This is a genomic window from Pseudomonas sp. MWU12-2345 (assembly GCF_023242385.1).
Classification (GTDB): Bacteria; Pseudomonadota; Gammaproteobacteria; order Pseudomonadales; family Pseudomonadaceae; genus Aquipseudomonas; species Aquipseudomonas gingeri_D.
Window position 1 is genome coordinate 23427 of sequence record NZ_JALLJA010000014.1, and the last position, 25642, is coordinate 49068.

Genomic DNA, 25642 nt, shown 5'->3' on the forward strand with positions numbered 1-25642 from the left:
CGTTGTCGACTAGTCTGTAAGCACTGTCTGAATGGTCTTGTGACGTCGTCCTGTTTTTTACCCGCTGGGGGGCGGTTCTCCACCACTCTTGTCACTTGCCGACGTTCTAACAGAACCCTGGAGCCAGCCCACTTGATTTGAGAGGTGCCCCATGAGTCTGCTGCTCGAACCCTATACCCTTCGCCAATTGACCTTGCTCAACCGCATCGCGGTCTCGCCTATGTGCCAGTACTCCAGTGTCGACGGCCTCGCCAACGATTGGCATCTCGTCCACCTGGGCAGTCGGGCGGTGGGCGGGGCCGGGCTGATTTTCACCGAAGCCACCGCGGTCACCGCCGATGGCCGGATCACCGCCCAGGACCTGGGCCTGTGGAACGACGAACAGATCGAACCGCTGCAACGCATCACCCGGTTTATCACCGCCCAGGGCGCGGTGGCGGGGATCCAGCTGGCCCATGCCGGGCGCAAGGCCAGCACCCATCGACCCTGGCTGGGCAAGCATGGCAGCGTCAAGCCCGAGGACGGTGGCTGGACCCCGGTCGGCCCTTCGTCGATTGCCTTCGATCCGCAGCACACATCGCCCACCTCCCTGGACGAGAGCCAGATCGCCGAGGTGATCCAGGCGTTTGTCGCGGCCGCCAAGCGGGCACTGATTGCTGGTTTCAAAGTGGTCGAAGTGCATGCGGCCCATGGTTATCTGCTGCACCAGTTTCTATCGCCCTTGAGCAATCAGCGCCGTGACCAATACGGTGGTTCGTTCGAAAACCGGATTCGTCTGGTGTTGCAGGTAACCGAAGCGGTGCGGGCGGTCTGGCCTGACGAGTTGCCGCTGTTTGTGCGGGTGTCGGCGACCGATTGGGTGGAAGACGGCTGGAATCCGGACGAAACGGTGGAGTTGGCGCGGCGTCTGAAAGCCTTGGGTGTCGACCTGATCGACGTGTCTTCGGGCGGCACCGCTGCCAATGCGGAAATCCCCACGGGTCCCGGTTATCAGACCCGTTTTGCCGAGCGCGTACGCAAGGAGTCCGATATCGCCACCGGTACCGTCGGATTGATTACCGAACCGGCCCAGGCCGAGCATATCCTGCGCACCGGCCAGGCGGATATGATCCTGTTGGCCCGTGAGTTGTTGCGCGACCCTTACTGGCCGCTGCATGCCGATGATGACCTGGGAGGGCGCAAGGCGATCTGGCCGGCGCAGTATCAGCGTGCGACCCATCGCGATCAGCCGATTCATGAGTCGGATTTGCGTGATTGAGGGTTGGAAGCTTGCTGTAAGGCGTTTGAGCGAATAAGGTCGGTTTCATGAGCTCACATTTGAACATCTCGATTATTCCCACCCTCGATCCGAGGGTGGGCTGACGCGTGTTCTGAAAACACCCGAAACCCGCCCACCGAGGCGGGTTTTTTCTGACCGCTTCTCTGGGTTACTGGACGTCAAAAGGAGATTGAAATGTCGCAACCTGAAACCCCTGGCCCTGGCGATACTGTTCCGACCCTGCACCTGGTCTGTGGAAAGATCGGTGCAGGCAAATCGACGCTGGCGCAACATCTGGCAGCGGCACCCTCGACGGTGTTGATCAGCGAGGACGTCTGGCTTGCGCGGCTGTATCCGGGAGAAATCAGCGAGATCACCGACTACGTGCGTTGCGCCACCCGCTTGCGCGGGGCCTTGGCCGAGCATCTCGTTGCTCTATTGAAAGCGGGGATCTCGGTGGTGCTCGATTTTCCGTCCAATACCGTGGCCAGCCGGCTTTGGGCCCGGTCGGTCTTTGAGCGCGCGGGCGTTGCCCATCGGCTGCATTTTCTCGATGTGGGCGATGACGTGTGCAGGGCGCGCCTGAAGGTCCGCAATGAAATGGGCGATCACCCGTTCAAGACCACCGAGGCCGAGTTCGAGGTGATTTCCCGCTATTTCGAAGCGCCGGCAGTGGAGGAAGCATTTGAGGTGGTGCGGTATGAATGAGCCCGCTCGGAGGATATTCACCTGTCATCATCGGGATACCAGTGGGGCTGCCCTGCACAGTTAAGGAGATTTTCCTTCTGGAAATTTCGAAATGATCTTAGGTGAATTCGGATTGTTCCTACCCTTAGGCTAAGTCTGAGGCGGTTTTTCCAGGCGATTCCGGTCCTGTCACAGAGGGAAGGCGTCCATGTCAAAGCAGCGAAGTATCTTCGGTTTCATGCTGTTTCTCTGGACCTTCAGGGCCGCGCCCAGACCCAGGGTGCGCAAGCTCAGCGATGAGGAACTGCAACTGGTGGCGCGTTATCGCGCGTTGTCGGAAGAGGACCGCAATGCGCTGGGCTGCCTGTTGAATGTGATGGAGGGCGTTTCGCGGTTTTGAAGCCTGTACGACGGGGGCCTCAGACAAAATGATCCATATAAAGATCACGGATAGGCTTGATGATCTTTATATGGATCATTTTGCCTGTGGTGCTGGGTGTCCTCGTGCTGTAACGCTGGGCGGTCGAAGAGCAGCCGCCCAGCTCCTTTTTTCCTACCTTGCTACCTGCTCAAGCTCTGGTGGGCACTGCGTTGTTTGAAGCAGATCGGGCATATCCCGCCATTTGATCCACGGCTCGTCCTGCCAGTGCAGCAGCCGCACTGACATCCCAGCCCATTGCAAGGTACTGAGGCTGGGCATATTCGATGCCTGCGGCGGTTGCTCTCCACGTAGAGCCGGAACCACCTCATTGCTCAGCCATTGCCGCAAGCTGCGGTTTTCCGGGATGTAGTGCTGGATCAGCAGCGCGTACACAGCTGATTCACTGACCATCAGACTGCGAGTGAGCAGTCCGGCTTTGAGTAGCCAGATGTAGCGATGCTGGTCGGGGTCGAGTTTGCGCGTCATACGCTCGTCCAGGGGACGGCCCATTAAGCGGGCGAGATCTCGGATGCAGAACCATGCTTGGTTGCTCAGCATTAGCGCGTTGAGGAAGCGGTTGTGGCGTGGGAAAACGGTGGGTTTGAAAACGTTGTTCATGGGGTAGTCTCCAAGAAAAAGTTGAGCTACGCCATGTTGATGATCTTCCGGCTTCGACACCGGTTTGCTGAGTTGGCAACGATCATGTGAAGCCTATAGAGGTTGCGGGCTTGTGCAATTCTTCTTGGTCAGCAGTGGGCGCGAGATGTGTCTGGTAGGCTCGTAGGAAAACCTTAGGTGCGGTGATTTTTTACGAACTACAGAAAAACTGCACTTCCTGTGAAAATATGGCTATATTTAGTGCAATTTTTCGCGTGAAATGCGGGTTTTCTACATGCTTATCGAATTCTCAGTCTCCAATTTCCGCTCGTTTCGGGAGAAGAAAACTCTCTCGATGGTGGCTACACCACGCCTTAGCAAGAAGCGGAATGTGGTCAAGGCGCCTGTGACCGGCGAAAAATTCCCCGACCTGCTGAAAGTAGCGGCTATCTATGGACCCAATGCATCGGGTAAGTCATCTCTACTGGAGGCATTGGACGTTGTTCGTAAGTTAATAACGTCAGCGCCGAGTGCCACTGAAAGTCTTTTGCCCGTTAAACCATTTCGGTTCGACGCCTCTCTGAAGGAGGAACCTAGTCGATTTGAGTACAATTTCATCAAAGGTGGAAATCGTTATCAGTTTAATGTTGGGTTGACTGAAAAGCGTATTGTTGATGAAAAATTGGTTTTTTTTCCTAGGGGCAAGGAAACTTTGTTGTATGAGCGGAGGCTTGACAGTACTGGGGAGGTGTACATTTTTGGCGAAGGGCTTGAAGGCGGAAAAGATATACATCGGATATGGCAAAGGCTGACGAGTCCAAGGGTGTTGTTTATTGCCCAGGCTGTTGCAAATAGCAGTGAAGACTTGGTGCAGTTGAGAGCGCCTTTTGAGTGGTTTGCAAGAAATCTTACTGTCTTGGCGCAGGGCACCATGCCTGGATGGTCAAATATCTCTATGCGCATCTTGAAAAATAATGATGAACTGGCCAGCAATTTAGCCGGTTTTCTACAAGAAGTTGATGTGCCGATTTCAAAAATTCGGGTTGATGAGGGAGAGGCGGAACGAATGGAGTCGGTTGGAAAAAATGTATCTGAACATAGCGTAGCACCAGGTGGGGAAGTCCGTACAACTCTGACACACCGCAGCTTGTTAGGAGAGGCTGAGTTTGAGTTCTCCGAGGAGTCGGGTGGAACCAAAAATTTAATTGGCTTTTGGTTGCCGTGGACCAGCTTGAGTTTACCGTTGCAACATAGCAGCGGAGTTCTGGTGGTAGATGAACTTGATAGCAGTCTTCATCCAGATATCGTGGCCGACCTGATAGAAAAGCATTTGGATATTGGCTTGGAGACTCAATTGATTTTCACAACGCATGATACTCATCTCATGAACGCCAAAATCCTTCGTCGGGATCAATTCTGGATTACCGAGCGGGATGCCAACGGCGCCACGAATTTATTCTCCATTCACGATTTCGAGGGGCGCGAGGGCGAGGATGTCGAAAAGCGCTATTTTGAAGGCCGCTACCGTGGTCTGCCGCTGATCAGGAGGAAGTAACCATGGCGCGCTCGGCAAACTCATTCAAGCGAAAGGATTCGCGGTTCAAGCCGCAGCCGAAAGTGTTGATCCTGTGTGAAGACAGCAAGTCAGGGAAGCGTTATCTGGAGGATGCTGCTTTTCACTTTCGTGCTCATGCGCAGGTTGAAATTGCTCACTGCGGGGTGACTCATCCCAGTGGCATCGTGGAAAGAGCGATTGAACGCCAGAAGAGCTTTGATAAAGTGTTCTGTGCCCTGGATAGGGATACCCATCTCTGTTTCGATAGGGCGTTGGATTTAGCGAAGCCTCATCGAAAGATCAAGGTCATCAAATCATTCCCCTGCTTCGAATTCTGGCTGTTGCTCCATTTCGGCTACAACCGGCAGCCCTTTGCCGCAGCGGGCAAATATTCCCCAGCCGACCAGGTTTCCAGGAAACTGCGGGAAAAAGCGGAAATGGCTGCTTACGAGAAAGGCCGCGAAACCAGCTATTTTGGGAAACTGCTGGGGGCTCCTTTCACTCAGGCCAGAAAGCTCGCGCCCCGTATTCTTGATGAAGCAGCCAGGGATGGTGAGCTTAATCCCAGCACCGAAATTCATCTTCTGATGGATGAATTCGAAAGCCTGTCCAAGCCGCAACTGATCTAAAAAAGCCCCGCCTAATTCACAGGCGGGGCCATGCATTGCGCTATTCCATTTCAGTGCTTGCCGTTACCGACCGATTTTCCAGGCATCGCCCGCCGGCGCAGTGCCACGGTCATAAGGCTTGCCCAGCCACATATAGAGCAGGCCGAGACCGATGACGATGGCGGTGCTCAGGACCATGGCGTAGTTGATGTACCACGCCGCATCCGGGGTGCGCGGCCAGGCCATGTTGACGATGGCGCCGACGCCGTAGACCAGCGCACCGATATTCACCGGCAGGCCCCAGGCGCCCAAGGTGAACTTGCCGCTGGGTTTCCAGCCGCGCGCCCGGGCGAACAGGGCGGCCAGCACGATCATCTGGAAGGCCAGGTAGATGCCGATGGCGGCGAAGCTGACGATGGTCGCCACCGCGTCCTGCAGGAAGAAACCGAGAGCGATGATCAGCGCCGGCAGGACGCCGGAGACGAACAGTGCCGCCACCGGCACCTGGGTGGTCGGTGAAAGCCGCTTGAGCAGGCTGCTGCCGATGACCATTTCATCCCGGGCGTAGGAGTACAGCAGACGGCTGGCGGCTGCTTGCAGGCTGATGACGCAGGAAATGAAGGAAATCATCACCACGCCCATCACCACTTTCGAACCGACGCTGCCGAAGGCGTTGTTGAGGATGGTGGTCACCGGGTCCTTGTCGGTGCCGTTGATCACCGCCTGCATGTCCGGCACGGCGAGGATCAGCGCCAGGCAGGCGAACATCGCCGCGATACCGCCGATATAGATGGTCATGCGCATGGCCACCGGGATCTGCTTGCTCGGATTCGGGGTTTCCTCGGCCACATCGCCGCAGGCTTCGAAGCCGTAGTAGAGGAACATGCCCGCCAGGGACGCGGTGAGGAACGCCGGCAGGTAGGAGCCGTCGACGCGGATATCGAAGGTGTTGAACAGCACGCTGATCGGCTGGTGACGCTCGAACACCAGCAGGTAGACGCCGACGATCACCGCACCGACCAGTTCGCAGAGAAAGCCGAACATGGCGATGCGCGCCAGGACCTTGGTACCGCTGAGGTTGACCAGGGTGGCGAACAGTGTCAGCACCAGGGCGATGACGATATTGGTATTGTTGCTCGGTTCGAAACCGAGCATCGCCGCCAGGTAAGGGCCGGCACCCACGGCTACGGCGGCAATGGTCACACAGAGGGCGATGGAGTAGATCCAGCCGACCATCCACGCCCAGCGTTTACCCACCAGGCGCCGGGCCCACGGATAGACGCCACCGGAAATCGGGAATTGCGAGACCACTTCACCGAAGATCAGGCACACCAGCAGTTGTCCACAGCCCACCAGCAGATAGGCCCAGAACATCGGCGGGCCGCCGGCGGCCAGGCACAGGCCGAACAGGGTGTAGACGCCGACCACCGGCGAGAGGTAGGTAAAGCCCAGGGCGAAGTTTTCCCACAGGCTCATGCTGCGATTGAAGTTCGAGGTGTAGCCCAGTTTGCGCAGCTGTTCGGCATCGCTGTCGGCGGCTGCGCCGAGATGGGGTTGTGCAGTCATGACGGTATTGCTCCGGAAAATCGGCAGATTTCAGGTGTCCGAAACCGTGGCCGGGCCATGACGGCCCGTCCCGGTTCGGTATTGTTTTGGTGGGTTGGTACTTAGTGCTTGAACATCACATGGCGCACGGTGGTGTAGTCTTCCAGCCCGTACATGGACATGTCCTTGCCATAACCGGACAGTTTCTGCCCGCCATGGGGCATTTCGCTGACCAGCATGAAGTGGGTATTGACCCAGGTGCAGCCGTACTGCAAACGGGCCGCCAGACGGTGGGCGCGACCGACGTCGGCGGTCCATACCGACGATGCCAGGCCGTAATCCGAATCGTTGGCCCAACCCAGTACCTGGGCTTCATCGGAAAACTTCGTCACCGACACCACCGGCCCGAATACCTCTCGGCGGACGATTTCGTCATCCTGCTGGGCATCGGCGAGGACCGTTGGTTCGAAGAAGAAGCCATTGCCGGGCACCGTCTTGCCACCGGTGACCAGGCGGATATGCGACTGGGCCAGTGCGCGCTCGACAAAGCCGGCCACGCGGTCACGGTGCTGCGCGGTGATCAGCGGGCCCAGCTCGGTTTCCGGATCGTCCTGCAAGCCGTACTTGATGGTGCTGACCGCCGCGCCGAGTTTCTCGACAAACTTCTCGTAGATCCCCGCCTGGGCGTAGACCCGGCAGGCGGCGGTGCAGTCCTGGCCGGCATTGTAGAAACCGAAGGTGCGGATGCCCTCCACGGCGGCGTCGATATCGGCGTCGTCGAAGATGATCACCGGGGCCTTGCCACCCAGCTCCATATGCATGCGCTTGACGCTGTCGGCGGTGCTGGAAATGATGTGCGAGCCGGTGGCGATGGAACCGGTCAGCGAGACCATGCGCACTTGCGGATGGGTCACCAGCGGATTGCCCACGGTCGGGCCGCGGCCGAAGACCAGGTTGAGCACGCCGGCGGGGAAGATCTGCGCCGCCAGTTCGGCCAGGCGCAGGGCGGTCAGCGGGGTCTGTTCCGAGGGTTTGAGCACCACGGTATTGCCGGCGGCCAGGGCCGGGGCGATTTTCCAGGCGACCATCATCAGCGGGTAGTTCCACGGCGCGATGGAGGCGATCACGCCCACCGGGTCGCGGCGGATCATCGAGGTGTGGCCGGGCAGATATTCGCCCGCCGCCGAACCGCTCATGCAGCGGCTGGCACCGGCGAAGAAGCGGAACACGTCGGCGATGGCCGGGATCTCGTCGTTGAGGGCGGCGCTCAGGGGTTTGCCGCAGTTGTCCGATTCCAGTTTCGCCAGCTCCGGACCATGGGCCTCGATGGCGTCGGCCAGTTTCAGCAGCAGCAGGGAGCGGTCTTTCGGCGCGGTCTGCGACCAGCTTTCGAAAGCGCTGGCGGCGGCGCGCACGGCGGCGTCGACCTGGGCTTCGCTGGCTTCGTGGATATCCACCAGCACCCGGCCCAGGGACGGGTTGAATACGGATTGGGCCGGGCCTTCGCCGTTGACGAGTTGGCCGTTGATCAGCAGTTTGGTTTGCATATGGGTGTCCTCATGACGCAATCAGATATTTCGATAAACACCGAACCTTTGTAGGAGCAGGGCTTGCCCGCGAAGGGGCCCTTGAGCCCTGCATCGCCTATCAGGACGCCATCGCCGGCAAGCCCTGCTCCTACAGGTTCGGTGTTGATCCTTGGAAATGGGTTATTTGCCGCCACTGCCCGCCACGCTTTCGCCGCCACGGGTCAGGTAGTAGGCGCCGAGAATCGGCAGCATCGTGATCATCATCACCAGCATGGCGACCACGTTGGTCACGGGCACATCCCGTGGCCGGCTGAGCTGGTTGAGCAGCCAGATCGGCAAGGTGCGTTCATGGCCGGCGGTAAAGGTGGTGACGATGATCTCGTCGAATGACAGGGCAAACGCCAGCATGCCGCCGGCCAGCAACGCCGAGCCGAGGTTCGGCAGGACGATGTAGCGGAAGGTCTGCCAACCGTCGGCGCCCAGGTCCATCGAGGCCTCGATCAGGCTGTGGGAGGTGCGCCGCAAGCGGGCGATGACGTTGTTGTAGACGATCACCACGCAGAAGGTCGCGTGGCCGACAATGATGGTGAACATCCCCGGCTCGATCCCCAGGGTCTTGAAGGTTGCCAGCAAGGCGATCCCGGTGATGATCCCCGGCAGGGCGATGGGCAGGATCAGCATCAGCGAGATGCCCTGCTTGCCGAAGAAGTCCCGGCGATACAGGGCGGCCGAGGCCAGGGTGCCGAGCAGCATGGCGATCAGCGTGGCAATCGCGGCGATCTGCAACGACAGCTTGATGGCTTCCAGTACATCGGGCCGGGCGAAGGCCACGCTGAACCACTTCAGGGTGAAGCCCTGGGGCGGGAAGCTGAAGGCCGAGTCCTCGGTGTTGAAGGCGTAGAGGAAGATGATCAGGATCGGGAAATGCAGGAACACCAGCCCGCCCCAGGCGGCCAGGCGCAGACCCAGGGAGGCCTTGTCCCCATGTTGTGAATTAGAGCGCATCGAAGGCCCCCAGGCGTTTGACGATGGACAGGTACACAGCGATCAGCACGATCGGCACCAGGGTGAAGGCCGCGGCCATCGGCATATTGCCGATGGCGCCCTGCTGGGCGTAGACCATGCTGCCGACGAAGTAGCCGGGCGGGCCGATAAGCTGCGGCACGATAAAGTCGCCCAGGGTCAGCGAGAAGGTGAAGATCGACCCCGCCGCGATGCCCGGAATCGACAGCGGCAGGACCACCTGCATAAAGGTCTGGCGCGGCTTGGCGCCGAGGTCCGCGGATGCTTGCAACAGCGACGGCGGCAGGCGCTCCAGGGAGGCCTGGATCGGCAGGATCATGAACGGCAGCCAGATATAGACGAACACCAGGCAGCGTCCCAGGTGCGAGGTCGACAAGGTGCTACCGCCAACCCCGGGAATCCCCAGGACGAACTGCAACAGCGGCTCCAGCCCGAGGTGCTGGACGAACCACTGGGCGACGCCGCCCTTGGCCAGCAGCAGGGTCCAGGCGTAGGCCTTGACGATATAGCTGGCCCACATCGGCATCATCACCGCGATGTAGAAGAACGCCTTGGTCTTGCCGGTGGTGTAGCGCGCCATGTAGTAGGCGATGGGGAAAGCGATAAGGCCGGCGACGATGGACACCACCACCGCCATGCCCAGGGTGCGCAGGATGATGTCGAAGTTCGACGGTGCGAACAGGGCGGCGAAGTTGGCCAGGGTCAGGTCCGGGGTGACCGCCATCGTGAAGTCGTCGAAGGTGTAGAACCCCTGCCAGAGCAGGGTCAGCAGCGAGCCGAGGTAGATCGCGCCGAACCAGATCAGCGGCGGCACCAGCAGCAGCGCCAGGTAGACGTTGGGGCGGCGGTACAGCAGGTTGGCGAAGCGCCGCATCGGCGAGCCGGCCGCGGTCGCTTGGGGGAGGGCGAGGGTGTTCATCTCAGGCCTCGCTCGCCAGCACGGTCATGGCTTCCCGCGCCCAGCGCGCGGTGATGCGCTGGCCGGCCTGGTGCCCGGTATGGATGGCCTGCCATTGGCTGTTGGGCTGGCTGATATTCAGGGTCTGGCCGTTGTCCAGTTTCAGTTCGTAGCGGGTGGCGCTGCCCTGGTACTGGATATCGTGGAGCAGGCCACTGATCTCGACCTCATGGCCTTGCACCGGGCCGTCGGCGAAGCGCACATGCTCCGGGCGGATCGACAGCGGCAGGTCGCTGCCACAGAGCTGTTTTGCCAGGTCACCGCGAATCACGTTGGAGGTGCCGACGAACTCGGCGACAAACACGGTGGCTGGTTTCATATAGAGGTTGCGCGGGCTGTCGACCTGTTCGATGCGGCCTTTGTTGAACACGGCCACGCGGTCGGACATGGACAGGGCTTCGGTCTGGTCGTGGGTGACGAAGATGAAGGTGATGCCCAATTGCCGTTGCAGTTTTTTCAGCTCGCCCTGCATCTGTTCGCGCAGCTTGAGGTCGAGGGCGCCGAGGGGTTCGTCGAGCAGCAGCACGCGGGGGCGATTGACCAGGGCGCGGGCCAGGGCCACACGCTGGCGCTGGCCGCCGGAGAGTTGCACCGGCTTGCGCTCGCCGTAGCCGGCCAGGGCGACCATGCCCAGGGCTTCTTCGGCGCGGTTCAGGCGTTCGGTCTTGCCGACGCCTTTGACTTTCAAACCGTAGGCGACGTTGTCGCGCACGTTCATATGGGGGAACAGCGCGTAATCCTGGAACACCGTGTTCACGTCGCGCTGATAGGGCGGCAGACCGGCGGCTTCTTCACCATGGATGCGGATCGAGCCGGCGCTGGGTTGTTCGAAACCGGCGATCAGGCGCAGGCAGGTGGTCTTGCCCGAGCCGGAAGGGCCGAGCATGGAAAAGAACTCGCCGTCCTGGATATCGATGGAAACCCGGTCAACGGCTTTCACTTCGCCGAACTGACGGGAAACGTGGGTGAACTGGACTGCAAGTGTCATGATGCGGTGCTCCGAGAAGGCGTGGGTCGCCGCAGCGGCCCGGCCTGGACTTCTGAAAAAGCTGAAACGGTGGAGAGCGGTCTGACTCACAGCGCGCCGCCTGTTCGGACGCCATCGCCGGCAAGCCGGCTCCTACAGGATTTGTGTCGTGCGCAACCTCGGTGTGCGACACAGATCCCTTGTAGGAGCAGGGCTTGTCGGGACGCCGCATCGCCGCGAAGCTTTTAGCGGCCTCACGGGCCTCTTCGCGAGCAAGCTCTGCTCCTACAGGTTTCGGGTTGTGTTCAGGACCGCGTGGGACTCAACGACCTCCCATGATCGCGATGTAATCCTGGGTCCAGCGGCTGTACGGCACGAACTTGCCGCCCGCTGCCTGCGGAGTGGTCCAGAAGGCGATCTTGTCGAAGTGGTCGAAGCCGTTGGTCTTGCAACCTTCAGCCCCCAGCAACTCGCTTTCCTTGCACGCCGCCGGGACCGCCGGCAACGAGCCGAACCAGGCCGCGACATCACCCTGGACCTTGGGCTGCAACGACCAGTCCATCCACTTGTAGGCGCAGTTCGGGTGCTTGGCATCGGCGTGCAGCATGGTGGTGTCGGCCCAGCCGGTGACGCCTTCCTTCGGAATGGTCGACGCCACCGGCTGCTTGTCCGCCTGCAAGCCGTTGACCATATAACCCCAGGAACTGGAGGCGGCGACGCCCTCGTTCTTGAAGTCGCTCATCTGCACGGTCGCATCATGCCAGTAGCGATGGATCAACGGCTGTTGCGCGCGCAGCAGGTCGAGCACGGCCTTGTACTGGGTTTCGGTCAGTTCATAGGGGTTCTGGATGCCCAGTTCCGGCTTGGCCGACTTCAGGTACAGCGCCGCGTCGGCGATATAGATCGGGCCGTCATAGGCCTGCACGCGGCCCTTGTTCGGCTTGCCGTCCGGCAGGCTCTGCGGATCGAAGATCACGCCCCAACTGGTCGGTGCCTGCTTGAACACGTTGGTGTTGTACATCAGCACGTTCGGGCCCCACTGATAAGGCGTGCCGTAGGTCTGCTTGTTGACCACATACCACGGCGCATCCTTGAGACGCGGGTCGAGGTTCTTCCAGTTCGGGATCAACGCGGTGTTGATCGGTTGCACACGCTTGCCGACGATCAGCCGCAGGGAGGCGTCGCCGGAGGCGGTGACCAGGTCATAACCGCCCTTGGCCATCAGACTGACCATTTCATCGGAGGTGGCCGCGGTTTTCACGCTGACCTTGCAACCGGTTTCCTTCTCGAAACCCGTCACCCAGTCGTAGGCCTTGTCGCTTTCGCCGCGCTCGATGTAGCCGGGCCAGGCGACGATATCCAGTTGGCCTTCGCCCGCCCCGACGGCTTTCAGCGGCTCGGCGGCCTGGATCGAGACGCTGGCCAGCAGCGCGGTGGTCATTGCACTGAGCAGTGCGGTCTTGTGCACGAACATGGGGATTCCCTCTTCTTTAATTATGGTCGGGGCAGTTGAACGTGATGCAGCGTGCCGTTTGCGGGCTGGTTATTAGAGTAGAGCGTCTTACAAATGCTGGCCGTGGCGCGCCATGATGTGCCGCACCACGCTGTAGTCCTGAAGCGAATCGCTGGACAGATCCTTGCCGTAACCGGAGCGCTTCAGGCCGCCGTGGGGCATTTCGCTGACCAGCATGAAATGGCTGTTGATCCAGGTGCAGCCGTATTGCAGGCGCGAAGCCACCTGCATGGCCTTGTCCAGGTTCTGGGTCCAGACCGACGAGGCCAGGCCGTATTCCGAATCGTTGGCCCAGTCCACCGCCTGGCTCAGTTCGTCGAAGCGGGTCACGGTAACCACCGGGCCGAACACTTCGCGCTGGACGATTTCGTCGCTCTGCCTGCAACCGGCGAGCAGGGTCGGCTGGTAATAGAAGCCGGCCCCGGAATGTACGGCCGCGCCGGTGACCCGTTCGATATGCGGTTGCCCGAGGGCGCGTTCGACAAAGCTGGCGACGCGGTCGCGCTGGCGGGTGCTGATCAGCGGACCGATTTCATTGTCGGCGTCGCGCTTGCCGGCAAACCGCAGGCTGCTGACCGCCGCGCCGAGTTCGGCCACCAATTTGTCGTGAATCCCGGCCTGGGCGTAGATCCGGCAGGCGGCGGTGCAATCCTGCCCGGCGTTGTAGTAGCCGTAGCTGCGCACGCCTTCGACCACGGCCTGCAGGTCGGCGTCGTTGCAGACGATCACCGGGGCCTTGCCGCCCAGTTCCAGGTGGGTGCGCTTCACGCTTTTGGCGGCGGCCTGGAGGATTTTCTGGCCGGTGACGATATCGCCGGTCAGCGACACCATGCGCACTTTCGGGTGGCTGACCAGATGGCTGCCGACCCCTTCGCCACCGCCGCAGACGATATTGATCACCCCCGGCGGCAGTAGCTCGGCGAGGGCCGGCGCCAGGGCCAGGATCGACAGCGGTGTGTGTTCCGAGGGCTTGAACACCAAGGTGTTGCCGGCGGCCAGGGCCGGGGCGATTTTCCACGCGGCCATCATGATCGGGTAGTTCCACGGTGCAATGGAGGCCACCACGCCAATCGGGTCGCGGCGGACCATGCTGGTGTAGCCCGGCAGGTACTCGCCGGACAACTGACCGGTCTGGCAGCGCACGGCACCGGCGAAGAAGCGGAATACGTCGACGGTGGCGCTCAGGTCGTCCTGGCGGGCCAGGTGCAGGGGCTTGCCGCAGTTCAGCGATTCCAGGCGGGCCAGCAGGTCGGCGTTTTTTTCCACCGCATCGGCAATGGCCAGGAGGATATTGGCCCGTTGCTGCGGAGTGGTCCGCGACCAGCCGGCAAAGGCCCGGTGGGCGGCGAGGATGGCGCTTTCGACCTGTTCGCTGCTGGCTTCGGCGATATGGGTGAGCACCTCGCCCGTGGCCGGGTTGAGGATCGGCTCGACAAAACCCTGGCCGGCAACGAGCTCACCGTCGATCAGCAAGGCGGTGAACAGTGGGGTCGGGTGTGCGCCAGCCATTTTGCGAGTTCTCTTTTCTTGTGTGGCCATGGAGCTTCCCCTATCGCTGGAGTCCGGCCTTTCTCTAGATGGATGGCAAGAGACTAGTGGGCGGACGGGAGGTCGACAAATACTAAATACTGAATGCGGCGTTCGATTAAATAGATGGCTTGCGGCCGCCGTGGGGTTGTTCGCGGGCCACGGTCAGGAACGGGTCCACCAGCGGCGGTCGGGCGGTGCCCCGGCGCCAGGCCAGGCCGACGTCGAGGGTCTGGCTCAGGTCGGCCAGCGGCCGGGCTTCGATGATGTCGCCCTCCAGCGACCAGGGCCGGTAGGTCATGTCCGGCTGGATCGACACCCCCAGCCCGGCCGCCACCAGACTGCGCACCGCCTCGGTGGACGCGGTACGCAAGGTGATCCGCGGTTGCAGGCCGGCGCCGCGCCACATGCGCTGGGCATTGCGGTCCATTTCATCGACATTGAGCTGGATCAGCGGCTCGCGGGCGACGTCGGCCAGGTTGATGCTGTCGTGTTCCAGCAGCGGGTGCTGGGCCGGCAGCCACAGGCGATGGGGCGAGTGGGTCAGGACCTCGGTCTGCAGGGCGTGGCGGTCTTCGAGGTTGGAGAGGATCAGCACCCCGACATCGATCTCGCCGCTGACCAGCAAGTGCTCGATATAGGGCCGCTCGTCTTCCATCACGCGGATTTCCACATTGGGGTAGGCGCGCTGGAAACGGGTCAGCAGGTCGGCGAGGTAGTAGCCGGCCACCAGGCTGGTCACGCCGATGGTCAGTTGCCCGGCCACCTGGTCGGTGCTCTGTTGCAGGCTGCGCTTGGCGTTGTCGACGGTGGCCAGGATCAGGTGCGCCTGGCGCAGGAACTGGTGGCCCTGGTGGGTCAGGGTCATGCCCTTGGCATGGCGGTTGAACAGGCTGACGCCGATCTCCTGTTCCAGTTGCTGGATCGCCAGGGTCAGGGTCGACTGGGAAATGAACACCGCCTGGGCGGCGGCCGAGATCGAGCCGGTCTCGGCCACGGCGATAAAGTGACGGATCTGACGCAGGGTCATCATGGGGTGCGCACCGATGCCGGTTAGCCGGCGGGTTGTTTTTATGGATGCGACCCAGTGTATATCTTTTTAATCGATGGCCTTGCAGGTGGTGGGCGCCTCAGTGCGACCCGCCAGCCTCTGCTGCTTCATGAAAGTGCGCCTGGCCCTTGCCCGCATGCTTGGCGCGGTACAAGGCCTGGTCCGCCAGGCCGAGCACGTCGCTCAGGTCCGCAGCATCCAGGGGCCACAACGCGCCGCCGATGCTGCAACCGATCCAGGCCGGGACATCGTGCACCCGGAAGGATTGCCCCAGGCTGGCGAGCACGCGTTCGGCAATGCCGCGTGCCTGGTCAATGGCATCGTGGCGGGGCACTTGCAGCACCATCAGGAACTCGTCGCCGCCCAGGCGTGCCACCAGATCGCCTTCGCGCAGGCAGACGCGCAAGCGACTTGCCACTTCCCTGAGCAGCTCATCGCCGCCGGCGTGGCCGAACTGGTCGTTGATCGGCTTGAAACCGTCGAGGTCCAGGTACAGCAACGCCAGGTATTGGTTCTGTGCCTGGCTGCGCTGCTGGGCGCGCGGCAGGTATTTCTCCAGGGCGGCACGGTTCGGCAGGCCGGTCAGGGCGTCATGGTGGGCCAGGCTTTCCATCATCCCCAGGGCGGTCTGCTGATTGCTCAGGCTGTCCACCAGATGGCGGATCGACTGGCTCAACTGGGCGATTTCCCGGGTGCCCCTGACCTCGGGAATTTCCATGGATTCACCGAGGCTCAAGCGGTCGGCGGCCCGGGCGATAGCGTGCAGCGGTCGGGTAAACCAGGTGGCCAGCAACCAGCCGACAAAGGCGATCACCACCGCCAGGGCAATGCCCCAGGCCAGGATGTCACGCTGCAATTCCTTGGCCGGGGCGTAGGCTTCATCGAGCGTCTGGCGCGTGACCACGGTCCAGCCCAGCCCTGCATAGCTGCCATAACCGTGGCTCATGGCAATCCCCGTGAGATAGTCGTTGCCGTCCGGCCAGCGCTGGACGCCCCAGCGGGTCTGTTGTGGGTCGAGGTTGTCGAACAAGGGCAGGGGCAATGCCTGGCCGATCGACTCGCGGGGACCGAGGATGATCTGATGGTTGGCCGCGAGTACGAAAAACTCCACCTTGCGCCGGGCCTGCTGGGGTTCGAACAAGGATTGGCGCAGCTCTTCGGCCCAGCCCCAGGAGAGGTGCGCCGCGAGTACCCCTACTTTATTTTGTGACGATAGGTTGACGGACTCGTCGCTGAACACCGGCAGGCTGATGTCAACGAACTTCATGGCCTCGCCAGTGGGGTTGGGCAACAGTCTGGACAGTAGCTTGGCATCATGCACGTCCCCGACGAACAAGCGTTCCCGGCCCTGTTTGAACACGGGACGTTCGCTGATATCGGACTGTTCGAGAACGCCATGGGTCGCGGCCTTGACCACGCCGTCGGGCGCGACGAAACCCACCCAGGCGAAACTCGGGAATTCTTCCTGCAAATGATCGAGCAGGTGACGGATCTGTGGGGTATCCGAGGCTTGTTGCATCACCTGTAGCCGGCTGATGACGCTCAGCAGGTGAATCCGGCTGGCCATGTCGCGGTCCAGCCGATCCGCCATCTGGTAGGCGTTTTCGCCGAGATCCTGGCCGATTTCGTTGATCATCCGCGAATTGGAATCGTGGCTGATGAACGAACCCAGCAACCAGCTCAGCAGGCTGACCAGCACGGCGATCATCAACGCAAAACGACTGCGTAAGCTGGGCAGGACGGGCATGGCTTGGGTTCCTCGAACGGATTACTCAAGGATGACACACGCTCGGCTATACTGCCCTTCATTTGAATGGTTCCAGAGGACTGCGAGTGAAGAACTGGACGTTGCGCCAACGAATATTGGCAAGCTTTGCCGTCATCATCGCGATCATGCTGCTGATGGTCGTTGCTTCGTACTCCCGGTTGCTGTCGATCGAGTCCAGCGAGGAGAGTGTGCGCACCGACGCCATTCCCGGGGTCTACTACAGCACCATGATCCGCAGTGCCTGGGTCGACAGCTATGTGCTGACCCAGCAATTGCTGGGGTTCACCGCCGACGGCGATATCAGTGCCGCTGACCAGGCGCAGTTCAAGGACTTCGAAAACCGTCTGAACGTGCAGATCGAGAACTATCAGAAGACCATTTTCAGCCAGGAAGACCAAGCGGCCTTCGACGTATTCAAGCGTGAGCGGGTGGCTTACGACAAGTTGCTGACCAGCGTGCTCGATCTCTATCAGCACAAGCAGAACGACCAGGCTATCCGGATGTTCAACGAGCAATTGGCGCCTGCCTGGGCCGAAGGTCGCAAGCAACTCAATGACATCATCAACCAGAACAAGGACGTCGCCGACCAGGACACGGACTCGATTTCCGCCGCCGTGTCAGCGGCGAAACTCAGCATGGGTGTTTCCCTGCTGATCGCGGTGATCGCCGCCGGCCTCTGTGGCCTGCTGCTGATGCGAGCGATCATGGCGCCGATGCAGCGGATTGTCGAAATTCTTGAAATCATGCGTACCGGTGACCTGAGCAGCCGCCTGAACCTGGCGCGCAAGGACGAGTTCGGGGCGGTGGAGACCGGCTTCAACGACATGATGACCGAGCTCACGGCCCTGGTTTCCCAGGCCCAGCGCTCTTCGGTGCAGGTCACCACCTCGGTGACGGAAATCGCCGCCACCTCCAGGCAACAGCAGGCCACGGCCACCGAAACCGCCGCGACCACCACCGAGATCGGCGCGACCTCGCGGGAAATCGCCGCGACTTCCCGCGACCTGGTGCGGACCATGACCGAAGTCTCCACCGCCGCCGACCAGGCCTCTGTGCTCGCCGGTTCCGGCCAGCAAGGGCTGGCGCGCATGGAAGAAACCATGCACTCGGTGATGGGCGCCGCCGACCTGGTGAACGCCAAGCTGGCGATCCTCAACGAGAAGGCCGGCAACATCAATCAGGTGGTGGTGACCATCGTCAAGGTCGCCGACCAGACCAACCTGTTGTCCCTCAACGCCGCCATCGAGGCGGAAAAGGCCGGTGAGTACGGTCGCGGTTTTGCCGTGGTCGCCACCGAAGTGCGGCGCCTGGCGGACCAGACCGCCGTCGCCACCTACGACATCGAACAGATGGTCCGCGAGATCCAGTCGGCAGTGTCCGCCGGGGTCATGGGCATGGACAAGTTCTCCGAGGAAGTGCGCCGCGGCATGTTCGAAGTGCAGCAGGTCGGCGAGCAACTGTCGCAGATCATCCATCAGGTCCAGGCCCTGGCGCCGCGGGTGCTGATGGTCAACGAAGGCATGCAGGCCCAGGCCACCGGTGCCGAACAGATCAACCTCGCCCTGGTACAACTGGGCGATGCCAGCAGCCAGACCGTCGAATCCCTGCGCCAGGCCAGTTTCGCCATCGACGAGCTGAGCCAGGTCGCGGTGGGCCTGCGCAGCGGCGTCTCGCGTTTCAAAGTCTGATGAGCGAGTGGGGGGCGAAACGCGTCGCCAGCGCGCAGCCCAGGAACAGCCTGTTCCTGGTCTTTCGTATCCAGGGCGAACGCTTTGCCCTGGAGGCCGTGGAAGTGGTCGAGGTGCTGCCGCGCCTGCAACTCAAGCCGATTGCCCAGGCCCCGGCCTGGGTCGCGGGAGTGCTGGCCCATCGTGGCGCGATGGTCCCGGTGATCGACGTCAGCGCCATGACCTTCGGCGAACCGGCGGCGGCGCGTACCAGCACACGGTTGGTGCTGGTGCATTACCGTCCCGCCGACGAGGTGCCCGGGCAGTTGCTCGGGCTGATTCTCGAACAGGCCACCGATACCCTGCGTTGCAACCCGGCGGACTTCCAGCCCTATGGCCTGGACAACCGCGCGGCGCCCTACCTGGGGCCGGTGCGCGAAGATGCCCAGGGCCTGCTGCAACGTATTCGGGTCAACGACCTGCTCAATGCCGAGGTGCGCGCGCTGCTGTTTCCAACGGTGGATGAGGCGCGGCCATGAGTGACGACCAGCGCTTTTTCGATTTCCTCAAGCACCGCATCGGCCTCGACGTGGCTTCGGTCGGCCCGGCGATTATCGAGCGTGCCGTGCGCCAGCGTTGTACTCAGTTGCAGATGCCCTCGGCGGACCACTACTGGACCCGCTTGCAGACCAACGGCGAGGAACAGCAAGCGTTGATCGAGGCGGTGATTGTCCCGGAAACCTGGTTCTTCCGTTATCCGGAATCCTTTTCGACCCTGGCGCGCCTGGCCAGCGAGCGGCTGGCACAGATCAAGGGCATGCGTGCCTTGAAGATCCTCAGCCTGCCCTGTTCCACCGGCGAAGAGCCCTATTCGATTGCCATGGCCCTGCTTGATGCAGGCTTGGCGCCGCACCAGTTCAAGGTCGACGGCATCGATGTCAGCCCGTTGTCTGTGGATCGGGCCAAGCGCGCGGTGTACGGCAAGAACTCCTTCCGCGGCCAGGGTCTCGAGTTTCGCGAGCGGCATTTCACTGCCCTGGCGGACGGTTACCGGCTCAGCGAGCGAGTTCGCGAACAGGTGCGTTTGCAGAGCGGCAACCTGCTTGACCCCGAGTTGCGGGTCGGCGAGGTCTATGACTTCGTGTTCTGTCGCAACCTGCTGATCTATTTCGACCTGGCGACGCAACGCCAGGTCTTCGACATTCTCAAGCGCCTTACCCATGTTGATGGTGTGCTGTTTATCGGCCCGGCCGAGGGCAACCTGCTGGGGCGGATGGGCATGCGCTCCATCGGCGCGGCGCAGTCCTTTGCCTTTCGCCGCGCGACGGAAGTCGAGCCCCAACCCCTGCCGGTGATCGTCCCGCCGCCTTTGCCGGTGCGTGTGTCGCAACCCGTCAGCGCGCCGGTGTTGCCTCTGCGCCGACCGTTCGCCCCAAGCGCGGTGTTCACGCCCGCCGCGCCAGTGTCGCTGGTCTCGAACGACGCGGCCGGCCTGCTGGCGCGGATTGCCACCCTGGCCAACGAAGGCAACGGCGCCCAGGCGCGCCAGGCCTGCGAAACCTACCTGCGCCAACACGAGCCGGTGGCCCAGGTCTTCTACTGGCTGGGCCTGCTGAGCGACGTGGCCGGCAGTGCGCTGGAGGCCCAGGGGTTTTATCGCAAGGCTTTATACCTGGAACCGCAACATCCCGAGGCCCTCGTCCACCTGGCGGCCCTGCTGGCTTCCCAGGGGGATGTGGCAGGCGCCCGGCGATTGCAGGAACGCGCCGCCCGTAGCGAGCGCACCGCTGACAGTGAGCGTAAACGATGAGCGGTTTGACAGACCTGAACCTGACCCACCACGACGCCGAGAAAATCGACGATTGCTGGAACCGCATCGGCATCCACGGCGACAAGTCCTGCCCGCTGCTGATCGAACATATCCACTGTCGCAACTGTGCGGTGTATTCCGCCGCGGCCACGCGCCTGCTGGACCGTTACTCGTTGCAACAGGAGCGTCCCGAACAGGGCGCGGTGGTCGAGGCCGCCAGTGATGTGCTCACCCGTTCGCTGCTGATGTTCCGCCTCGGCGAGGAATGGCTGGGCCTGGCCACCCGCTGCCTGGTGGAAGTCGCGCCGCTGCAGACGATTCATTCCCTGCCGCACCAGCGCTCGCGGGCCTTGCTCGGTGTGGCCAATGTGCGCGGTGCCCTGGTGGCCTGTCTGTCACTGGTGGAGTTGCTCGGGCTGGACGCCTCGATCACGGCCACGCCAGGCGGTCGGATCATGCCGCGCATGCTGATTGTCGGCGCCCAGGGCGGTCCGGTGGTGCTGCCGGTGGATGAAGTGGACGGCATCCATGCCATCGACCAGCGCCTGCTCGACAATGCCAGCGCCGCCGGGCCCCAGGCCAGCGCGCGGTTTACCCGTGGTGTACTGCCGTTCAGGGGGCGCAGCCTGCGTTGGCTGGATGAAGAGCAATTGCTGTCGGCCGTGACCCGGAGCTTCACATGACCCCCGATCAAATGCGCGACTCGTCGCTGCTGGAACTGTTCAGTCTGGAGGCCGAGGCCCAGACCCAGGTGCTCAGCGCCGGCCTCCTGGCCCTGGAGCGTAATCCGACCCAGGCCGATCAGCTCGAAGCCTGCATGCGTGCAGCCCATTCCCTCAAGGGCGCGGCGCGGATTGTCGGCGTGGATGCCGGGGTCAGCGTCGCCCATGTGATGGAGGATTGCCTGGTCAGCGCCCAGGAAGGTCGGTTGTATCTGCAAGCGGAGCATATCGACGCCTTGCTGCACGGCACTGACTTGCTGATGCGCATCGCCACGCCCAGCGCCAATGTCGGGCCGGTGGAGATCGAAGCCTATGTCCTGCGGTTGCAGGCGTTGCTCGATCCGACGGCGGCCACTGCGCGGGTGGTGCCGGTGGCGCCCGAGCCGGCGCAAGTCGCGTTCGTGCCGTCGTCTGTGGCCGCCGATCTTGAAGCTCTGCCTCTTGATAGCGCGTTGGCGGAACCCCCGTCGCCGGAACTGACGCCCCCGGGCCGTCGGGTCGCCGAAGGTGGTGAACGGGTGTTGCGGGTCACCGCCGAACGTTTGAACAGCCTGCTCGACCTGTCGAGCAAGTCCCTGGTGGAAACCCAGCGCATCAAGCCTTATCTGGCGACGATGCAACGGATGCGGCGCATGCAGGACAAAGGCCTGCGCGCCTTGGACCAGCTCAGCGATCACTTGAAGACCGTCGGCCTGAGCCTGGAAGCCGAGGAGGCCCTGGGCGATGCCCGGCGTTTGCTGGCCGAGTCCCAGCAGATGCTGACGGCGCAAACCCTGGAACTGGACGAATTCGGCTGGCAGTCCAGCCAGCGCGCCCAGGTCCTGTATGACACCGCCCTGGCTTGTCGTATGCGGCCCTTTGCCGATGTGCTGAGCGGTCAGGTGCGGATGGTCCGCGACCTGGGCCGCAGCCTGGGCAAACAGGTGCGTCTGGAAATCGAAGGGGAGAAAACCCAGGTCGACCGCGACGTGCTGGAAAAGCTCGAAGCGCCGCTGACCCATCTGCTGCGCAATGCCGTGGACCATGGCATCGAAAGCCCGGAGTTGCGGGTGCTGGCCGGGAAACCGGCGGAAGGCCTGATTCGCCTGCGGGCCTCGCACCAGGCCGGGTTACTGGTGCTGCAACTGAGCGACGACGGCGCCGGGGTGGACCTGGAGCGGGTTCGTCGCAGCGTTGTCGACCGGCATTTGTCCCCGGTCGAGACCGCCGCGCAACTGAGCGAAGAGGAGTTGCTGAGCTTCCTCTTCCTGCCGGGGTTCAGCCTGCGGGACAAGGTCACCGAAGTCTCCGGGCGCGGGGTCGGCCTCGACGCCGTGCAGCATATGGTTCGCCAGTTGCACGGTGCCGTGGTGCTGGAGCAGGTGGCTGGGAAGGGCAGCCGTTTCCACCTCGAAGTACCGCTGACCTTGTCGGTTGTGCGCAGCCTGCTGGTGGAAGTCGGTGGCGAGGCCTATGCCTTTCCCCTGGCCCATATCGAACGCATGTGCGACCTGGCCCCCGAGGACATTGTGCAACTCGAGGGGCGCCAGCACTTCTGGCATGAAGGCCGGCATGTCGGGCTGGTGGCGGCCAGCCAGCTGTTGCAGCGCCCGGCCAGCGAACACCATGATGGCAACCTCAAGGTCGTGGTGATCCGCGAGCGTGATGCGGTCTATGGGGTCGAGGTGGAGCGCTTTATCGGCGAGCGCACCCTGGTGGTGTTGCCGCTGGACCCGCGCCTGGGCAAGGTCCAGGATATTTCCGCCGGGGCCTTGCTCGACGACGGTTCGGCGGTGCTGATCGTCGACGTCGAGGACATGCTGCGCTCGGTGGACAAGCTGCTCAACACTGGTCGCCTGGAACGTATCGACCGGCGCAATCGCCAGGCCAGCGAGGCCGTGCGCAAGCGCGTGCTGGTGGTCGACGACTCCCTGACCGTGCGCGAACTGCAACGCAAATTGCTGCTCAACCGGGGTTACGAGGTGGCGGTCGCGGTGGATGGCATGGACGGTTGGAACGCCCTGCGCGCCGAAGACTTTGACCTGTTGATCACCGATATCGATATGCCACGAATGGACGGGATTGAATTGGTCACACTCTTGCGTAAAGACACGCGCTTGCAGTCGCTGCCGGTCATGGTGGTGTCCTACAAGGACCGTGAAGAAGACCGTCGACGTGGACTGGACGCCGGAGCTGACTATTATCTGGCCAAGGCCAGTTTTCATGACGACGCCTTGCTGGATGCCGTGGTCGAGCTGATCGGGGGAGCCCAGGGATGAGGATCGCCATCGTCAACGATATGCCCATGGCGGTAGAAGCGTTGCGTCGAGCCCTGGCGTTCGAGCCGGCACACCAAGTGATCTGGGTCGCCGGCAATGGCGCCGAAGCGGTGAAATACTGCGCCGAGGACACCCCGGACCTGATCCTGATGGACCTGATCATGCCGGTGATGGATGGCGTCGAAGCTACCCGGCGGATCATGGCCGAGTCTCCGTGTGCCATTGTCATTGTCACTGTCGACCGGCAACAGAACGTGCACCGGGTGTTCGAGGCCATGGGCCACGGTGCCCTGGATGTGGTCGATACCCCGGCCATTGGTGGTGGCAACCCGAAGGAAGCCGCGGCGCCGCTGTTGCGCAAGATCCTCAATATCGGCTGGCTGATCGGCCAGCGCGGCAGCCAGGTGCGCAGCGTGCCCGGCCCGGCCCGGGACGACAGTCCGCGACAGAAGCTGGTGGCCATCGGCTCTTCGGCCGGGGGGCCGGCGGCCTTGGAAACCTTGCTGAAAGGTTTGCCTGCTAATTTTTCCGCCGCGATCGTTCTGGTCCAGCATGTCGACCAGGTATTTGCCGCCGGCATGGCCGAATGGTTGAGCAGCGCCTGCGGCCTGCCGGTGCGCCTGGCCCGCGACGGCGAGGCGCCGCAACGCGGCACCGTACTGCTGGCTGGGACGAACCACCATATCCGCTTGTTGAAAAACGGCACCCTGGCCTATACCGCCGAGCCCGTGAACGAGATCTACCGGCCTTCCATCGATGTGTTTTTCGAGAGTGTCGCCAGTTACTGGAATGGTGATGCGGTGGGTGTGCTGTTGACGGGCATGGGGCGCGACGGTGCCCAGGGATTGAAGCTGATGCGCGAGCGTGGCTACCTGACCATCGCCCAGGACCAATTGAGCAGTGCGGTGTACGGCATGCCCAAGGCAGCGGCGGCTATCGATGCGGCTGTTGAAATTCGTCCACTGAACAAGATCGCTCCACGTTTGCTGGAGATATTTCCGACATGAGTTCTATAGTCAGCAGTCCTGGCTTGAAAGCAGTACTTCAGGTGACCGCGTATGAATGATTTACAGATGTATGATTTCAAGACCACCGACGAAAACGCCGCGATGGTGTTGCTGGTTGACGACCAGGCCATGATCGGTGAGGCGGTGCGGCGCGGATTGGCCACTGAGAGCAATATCGATTTCCACTTTTGTGCTGATCCGCACCAGGCGATTGCCCAGGCGATCCGCATCAAACCGACGGTGATCCTGCAGGATCTGGTGATGCCCGGCCTCGATGGCCTGAGCCTGGTGCGCGAATACCGCAATCACCCGGCGACCAAGGACATTCCGATCATCGTGCTTTCGACCAAGGAAGACCCGTTGATCAAGAGCGCGGCCTTTGCCGCCGGGGCCAACGATTACCTGGTCAAGTTACCGGACAATATCGAACTGGTGGCGCGCATTCGTTATCACTCGCGCTCCTACATGACCTTGTTGCAGCGTGATGCGGCGTATCGGGCGTTGCGGGTCAGCCAGCAGCAATTGCTCGACACCAACCTGGTGCTGCAGCGTTTGATGAACTCTGACGGTTTGACCGGGTTGTCCAACCGTCGGCACTTCGACGAGTACCTGGAGTTGGAGTGGAGAAGGGCGCAGCGCGAGCAGACGCAGATGTCGTTGCTGATGATCGACGTGGACTATTTCAAAGCCTTCAATGACAGCTTTGGCCACCTGGACGGCGATGAAGCCTTGCGCAAGGTGGCGGAGACGATCCGTGAGTCCAGCAGCCGGCCGTCGGACCTGCCGGCGCGTTATGGTGGCGAAGAGTTTGCGTTGGTGCTGCCGAACACCTCCCAAGGCGGGGCGCGACTGGTGGCGGAAAAACTGCGCCAGACCGTGGCGGGGCTGAAGATCCCCCACAATATGCCGGGCGAGGGGGCGGTGCTGACGGTCAGCATTGGGGTGTCCACGGTGATACCGCAGCAGGGCAGCAACTGTCGCGATCTGATTTCGGCGGCGGACAAGGGGCTGTATTCGGCGAAGAACAGTGGGCGTAATCAGGTGGGGGTTGGTTGAGGCGGATAAATCGCCATTACTGGCATCCGCAGTGGCTCGTATTTCAAGGTGTAAAAGCGGCGACTATTGGGTGAGTGGCTGGACTATAGTTCGGTCGTCACCGATGTGTCGGTGA

22 protein-coding genes are annotated in these 25642 nt (G+C 62.0%); 12 read left to right on the forward strand and 10 right to left on the reverse strand.

The window, feature by feature from the left end; genetic code table 11:
- Positions 1-151: 151 nt before the first annotated feature.
- The 3 genes from M5C71_RS23825 to M5C71_RS23835 all read left to right on the forward strand — a co-directional run bounded on the left by M5C71_RS23825 (position 152) and on the right by M5C71_RS23835 (position 2345).
- Positions 152-1258 carry an NADH:flavin oxidoreductase/NADH oxidase gene (locus M5C71_RS23825; RefSeq protein ID WP_103494919.1) on the forward strand — a complete coding sequence of 369 codons (1107 nt, stop codon included), beginning with the start codon at positions 152-154 and terminating at the stop codon, positions 1256-1258.
- Between the two features lie 195 nt (positions 1259-1453).
- Entirely contained in the window at positions 1454-1966 is a 513-nt protein-coding gene (locus M5C71_RS23830; RefSeq protein ID WP_248768868.1) for an ATP-binding protein, read from the forward strand.
- A 187-nt stretch (positions 1967-2153) separates the two neighbouring features.
- Positions 2154-2345 (forward strand): hypothetical protein, encoded by a 192-nt coding sequence (locus M5C71_RS23835; RefSeq protein ID WP_103494921.1) that lies wholly within the window; start codon positions 2154-2156, stop codon positions 2343-2345.
- Positions 2346-2498: 153 nt separating this feature from the next.
- Here the strand turns inward: M5C71_RS23835 and M5C71_RS23840 are convergent, their stop codons facing one another.
- On the reverse strand, positions 2499-2984 hold the full coding sequence (locus M5C71_RS23840) for a Bro-N domain-containing protein (RefSeq protein ID WP_248768869.1): 486 nt from the start codon (positions 2982-2984) through the stop codon (positions 2499-2501).
- Between the two features lie 274 nt (positions 2985-3258).
- Between M5C71_RS23840 and M5C71_RS23845 the strand changes: the two genes are divergently transcribed.
- Together M5C71_RS23845 and M5C71_RS23850 are read left to right on the forward strand one after the other, a co-directional pair.
- Positions 3259-4518: an ATP-binding protein gene (locus M5C71_RS23845; protein ID WP_248768870.1), complete on the forward strand. Its 1260-nt coding sequence runs from the start codon at positions 3259-3261 to the stop codon at positions 4516-4518.
- Between the two features lie 2 nt (positions 4519-4520).
- Positions 4521-5147, forward strand: coding sequence for an RloB family protein (locus tag M5C71_RS23850; RefSeq protein WP_248768871.1), 627 nt, complete (start codon positions 4521-4523; stop codon positions 5145-5147).
- Positions 5148-5210: 63 nt separating this feature from the next.
- Here the strand turns inward: M5C71_RS23850 and M5C71_RS23855 are convergent, their stop codons facing one another.
- From M5C71_RS23855 to M5C71_RS23895, 9 genes are all read right to left on the reverse strand, one after another.
- Complete coding sequence (locus tag M5C71_RS23855) at positions 5211-6692, reverse strand: amino acid permease (protein WP_103494924.1); 1482 nt, start codon at positions 6690-6692, stop codon at positions 5211-5213.
- 101 nt (positions 6693-6793) lie between these two features.
- Entirely contained in the window at positions 6794-8218 is a 1425-nt protein-coding gene (locus M5C71_RS23860) for a gamma-aminobutyraldehyde dehydrogenase (protein ID WP_152740187.1), read from the reverse strand.
- A gap of 162 nt (positions 8219-8380) precedes the next feature.
- The gene (locus M5C71_RS23865) at positions 8381-9205 is read right to left on the reverse strand and encodes an ABC transporter permease (protein WP_248768872.1); all 825 of its coding nucleotides are present in this window, start codon (positions 9203-9205) and stop codon (positions 8381-8383) included.
- Positions 9195-10142: an ABC transporter permease gene (locus M5C71_RS23870; protein ID WP_248768873.1), complete on the reverse strand. Its 948-nt coding sequence runs from the start codon at positions 10140-10142 to the stop codon at positions 9195-9197. Before M5C71_RS23870 ends, M5C71_RS23865 begins: the two co-directional genes overlap by 11 nt.
- Before the next feature lies 1 nt (position 10143).
- Positions 10144-11169 (reverse strand): ABC transporter ATP-binding protein, encoded by a 1026-nt coding sequence (locus M5C71_RS23875; RefSeq protein WP_248768874.1) that lies wholly within the window; start codon positions 11167-11169, stop codon positions 10144-10146.
- A gap of 301 nt (positions 11170-11470) precedes the next feature.
- Positions 11471-12622, reverse strand: a complete 1152-nt coding sequence (gene ydcS / locus M5C71_RS23880) for a putative ABC transporter substrate-binding protein YdcS (RefSeq protein ID WP_103495179.1) — start codon at positions 12620-12622, stop codon at positions 11471-11473.
- Positions 12623-12709: 87 nt separating this feature from the next.
- Positions 12710-14200: a gamma-aminobutyraldehyde dehydrogenase gene (locus M5C71_RS23885; protein ID WP_248768875.1), complete on the reverse strand. Its 1491-nt coding sequence runs from the start codon at positions 14198-14200 to the stop codon at positions 12710-12712.
- A 106-nt stretch (positions 14201-14306) separates the two neighbouring features.
- Positions 14307-15221 (reverse strand): LysR family transcriptional regulator, encoded by a 915-nt coding sequence (locus tag M5C71_RS23890; protein ID WP_100942371.1) that lies wholly within the window; start codon positions 15219-15221, stop codon positions 14307-14309.
- A gap of 97 nt (positions 15222-15318) precedes the next feature.
- Positions 15319-16986, reverse strand: a complete 1668-nt coding sequence (locus M5C71_RS23895; protein WP_152740192.1) for a diguanylate cyclase — start codon at positions 16984-16986, stop codon at positions 15319-15321.
- Positions 16987-17072: 86 nt separating this feature from the next.
- Between M5C71_RS23895 and M5C71_RS23900 the strand changes: the two genes are divergently transcribed.
- From M5C71_RS23900 to M5C71_RS23930, 7 genes are read left to right on the forward strand one after another with little or no spacing between them, the layout of a single operon-like run.
- Positions 17073-18695, forward strand: a complete 1623-nt coding sequence (locus M5C71_RS23900; protein ID WP_248768876.1) for a methyl-accepting chemotaxis protein — start codon at positions 17073-17075, stop codon at positions 18693-18695.
- Positions 18695-19213, forward strand: coding sequence for a chemotaxis protein CheW (locus M5C71_RS23905; RefSeq protein WP_103495183.1), 519 nt, complete (start codon positions 18695-18697; stop codon positions 19211-19213). Before M5C71_RS23900 ends, M5C71_RS23905 begins: the two co-directional genes overlap by 1 nt.
- Positions 19210-20484 (forward strand): protein-glutamate O-methyltransferase CheR, encoded by a 1275-nt coding sequence (locus M5C71_RS23910; RefSeq protein ID WP_103495184.1) that lies wholly within the window; start codon positions 19210-19212, stop codon positions 20482-20484. Before M5C71_RS23905 ends, M5C71_RS23910 begins: the two co-directional genes overlap by 4 nt.
- Complete coding sequence (locus M5C71_RS23915) at positions 20481-21167, forward strand: chemotaxis protein CheW (RefSeq protein ID WP_248768877.1); 687 nt, start codon at positions 20481-20483, stop codon at positions 21165-21167. Before M5C71_RS23910 ends, M5C71_RS23915 begins: the two co-directional genes overlap by 4 nt.
- Complete coding sequence (locus M5C71_RS23920) at positions 21164-23464, forward strand: hybrid sensor histidine kinase/response regulator (protein WP_248768878.1); 2301 nt, start codon at positions 21164-21166, stop codon at positions 23462-23464. The genes M5C71_RS23915 and M5C71_RS23920 overlap by 4 nt, the downstream gene beginning before the upstream one ends.
- Positions 23461-24471: a chemotaxis response regulator protein-glutamate methylesterase gene (locus M5C71_RS23925; protein ID WP_103495187.1), complete on the forward strand. Its 1011-nt coding sequence runs from the start codon at positions 23461-23463 to the stop codon at positions 24469-24471. The genes M5C71_RS23920 and M5C71_RS23925 overlap by 4 nt, the downstream gene beginning before the upstream one ends.
- Positions 24472-24522: 51 nt before the next feature.
- Positions 24523-25527, forward strand: coding sequence for a PleD family two-component system response regulator (locus M5C71_RS23930; protein ID WP_103495188.1), 1005 nt, complete (start codon positions 24523-24525; stop codon positions 25525-25527).
- The last annotated feature ends 115 nt before the right edge of the window (positions 25528-25642 follow it).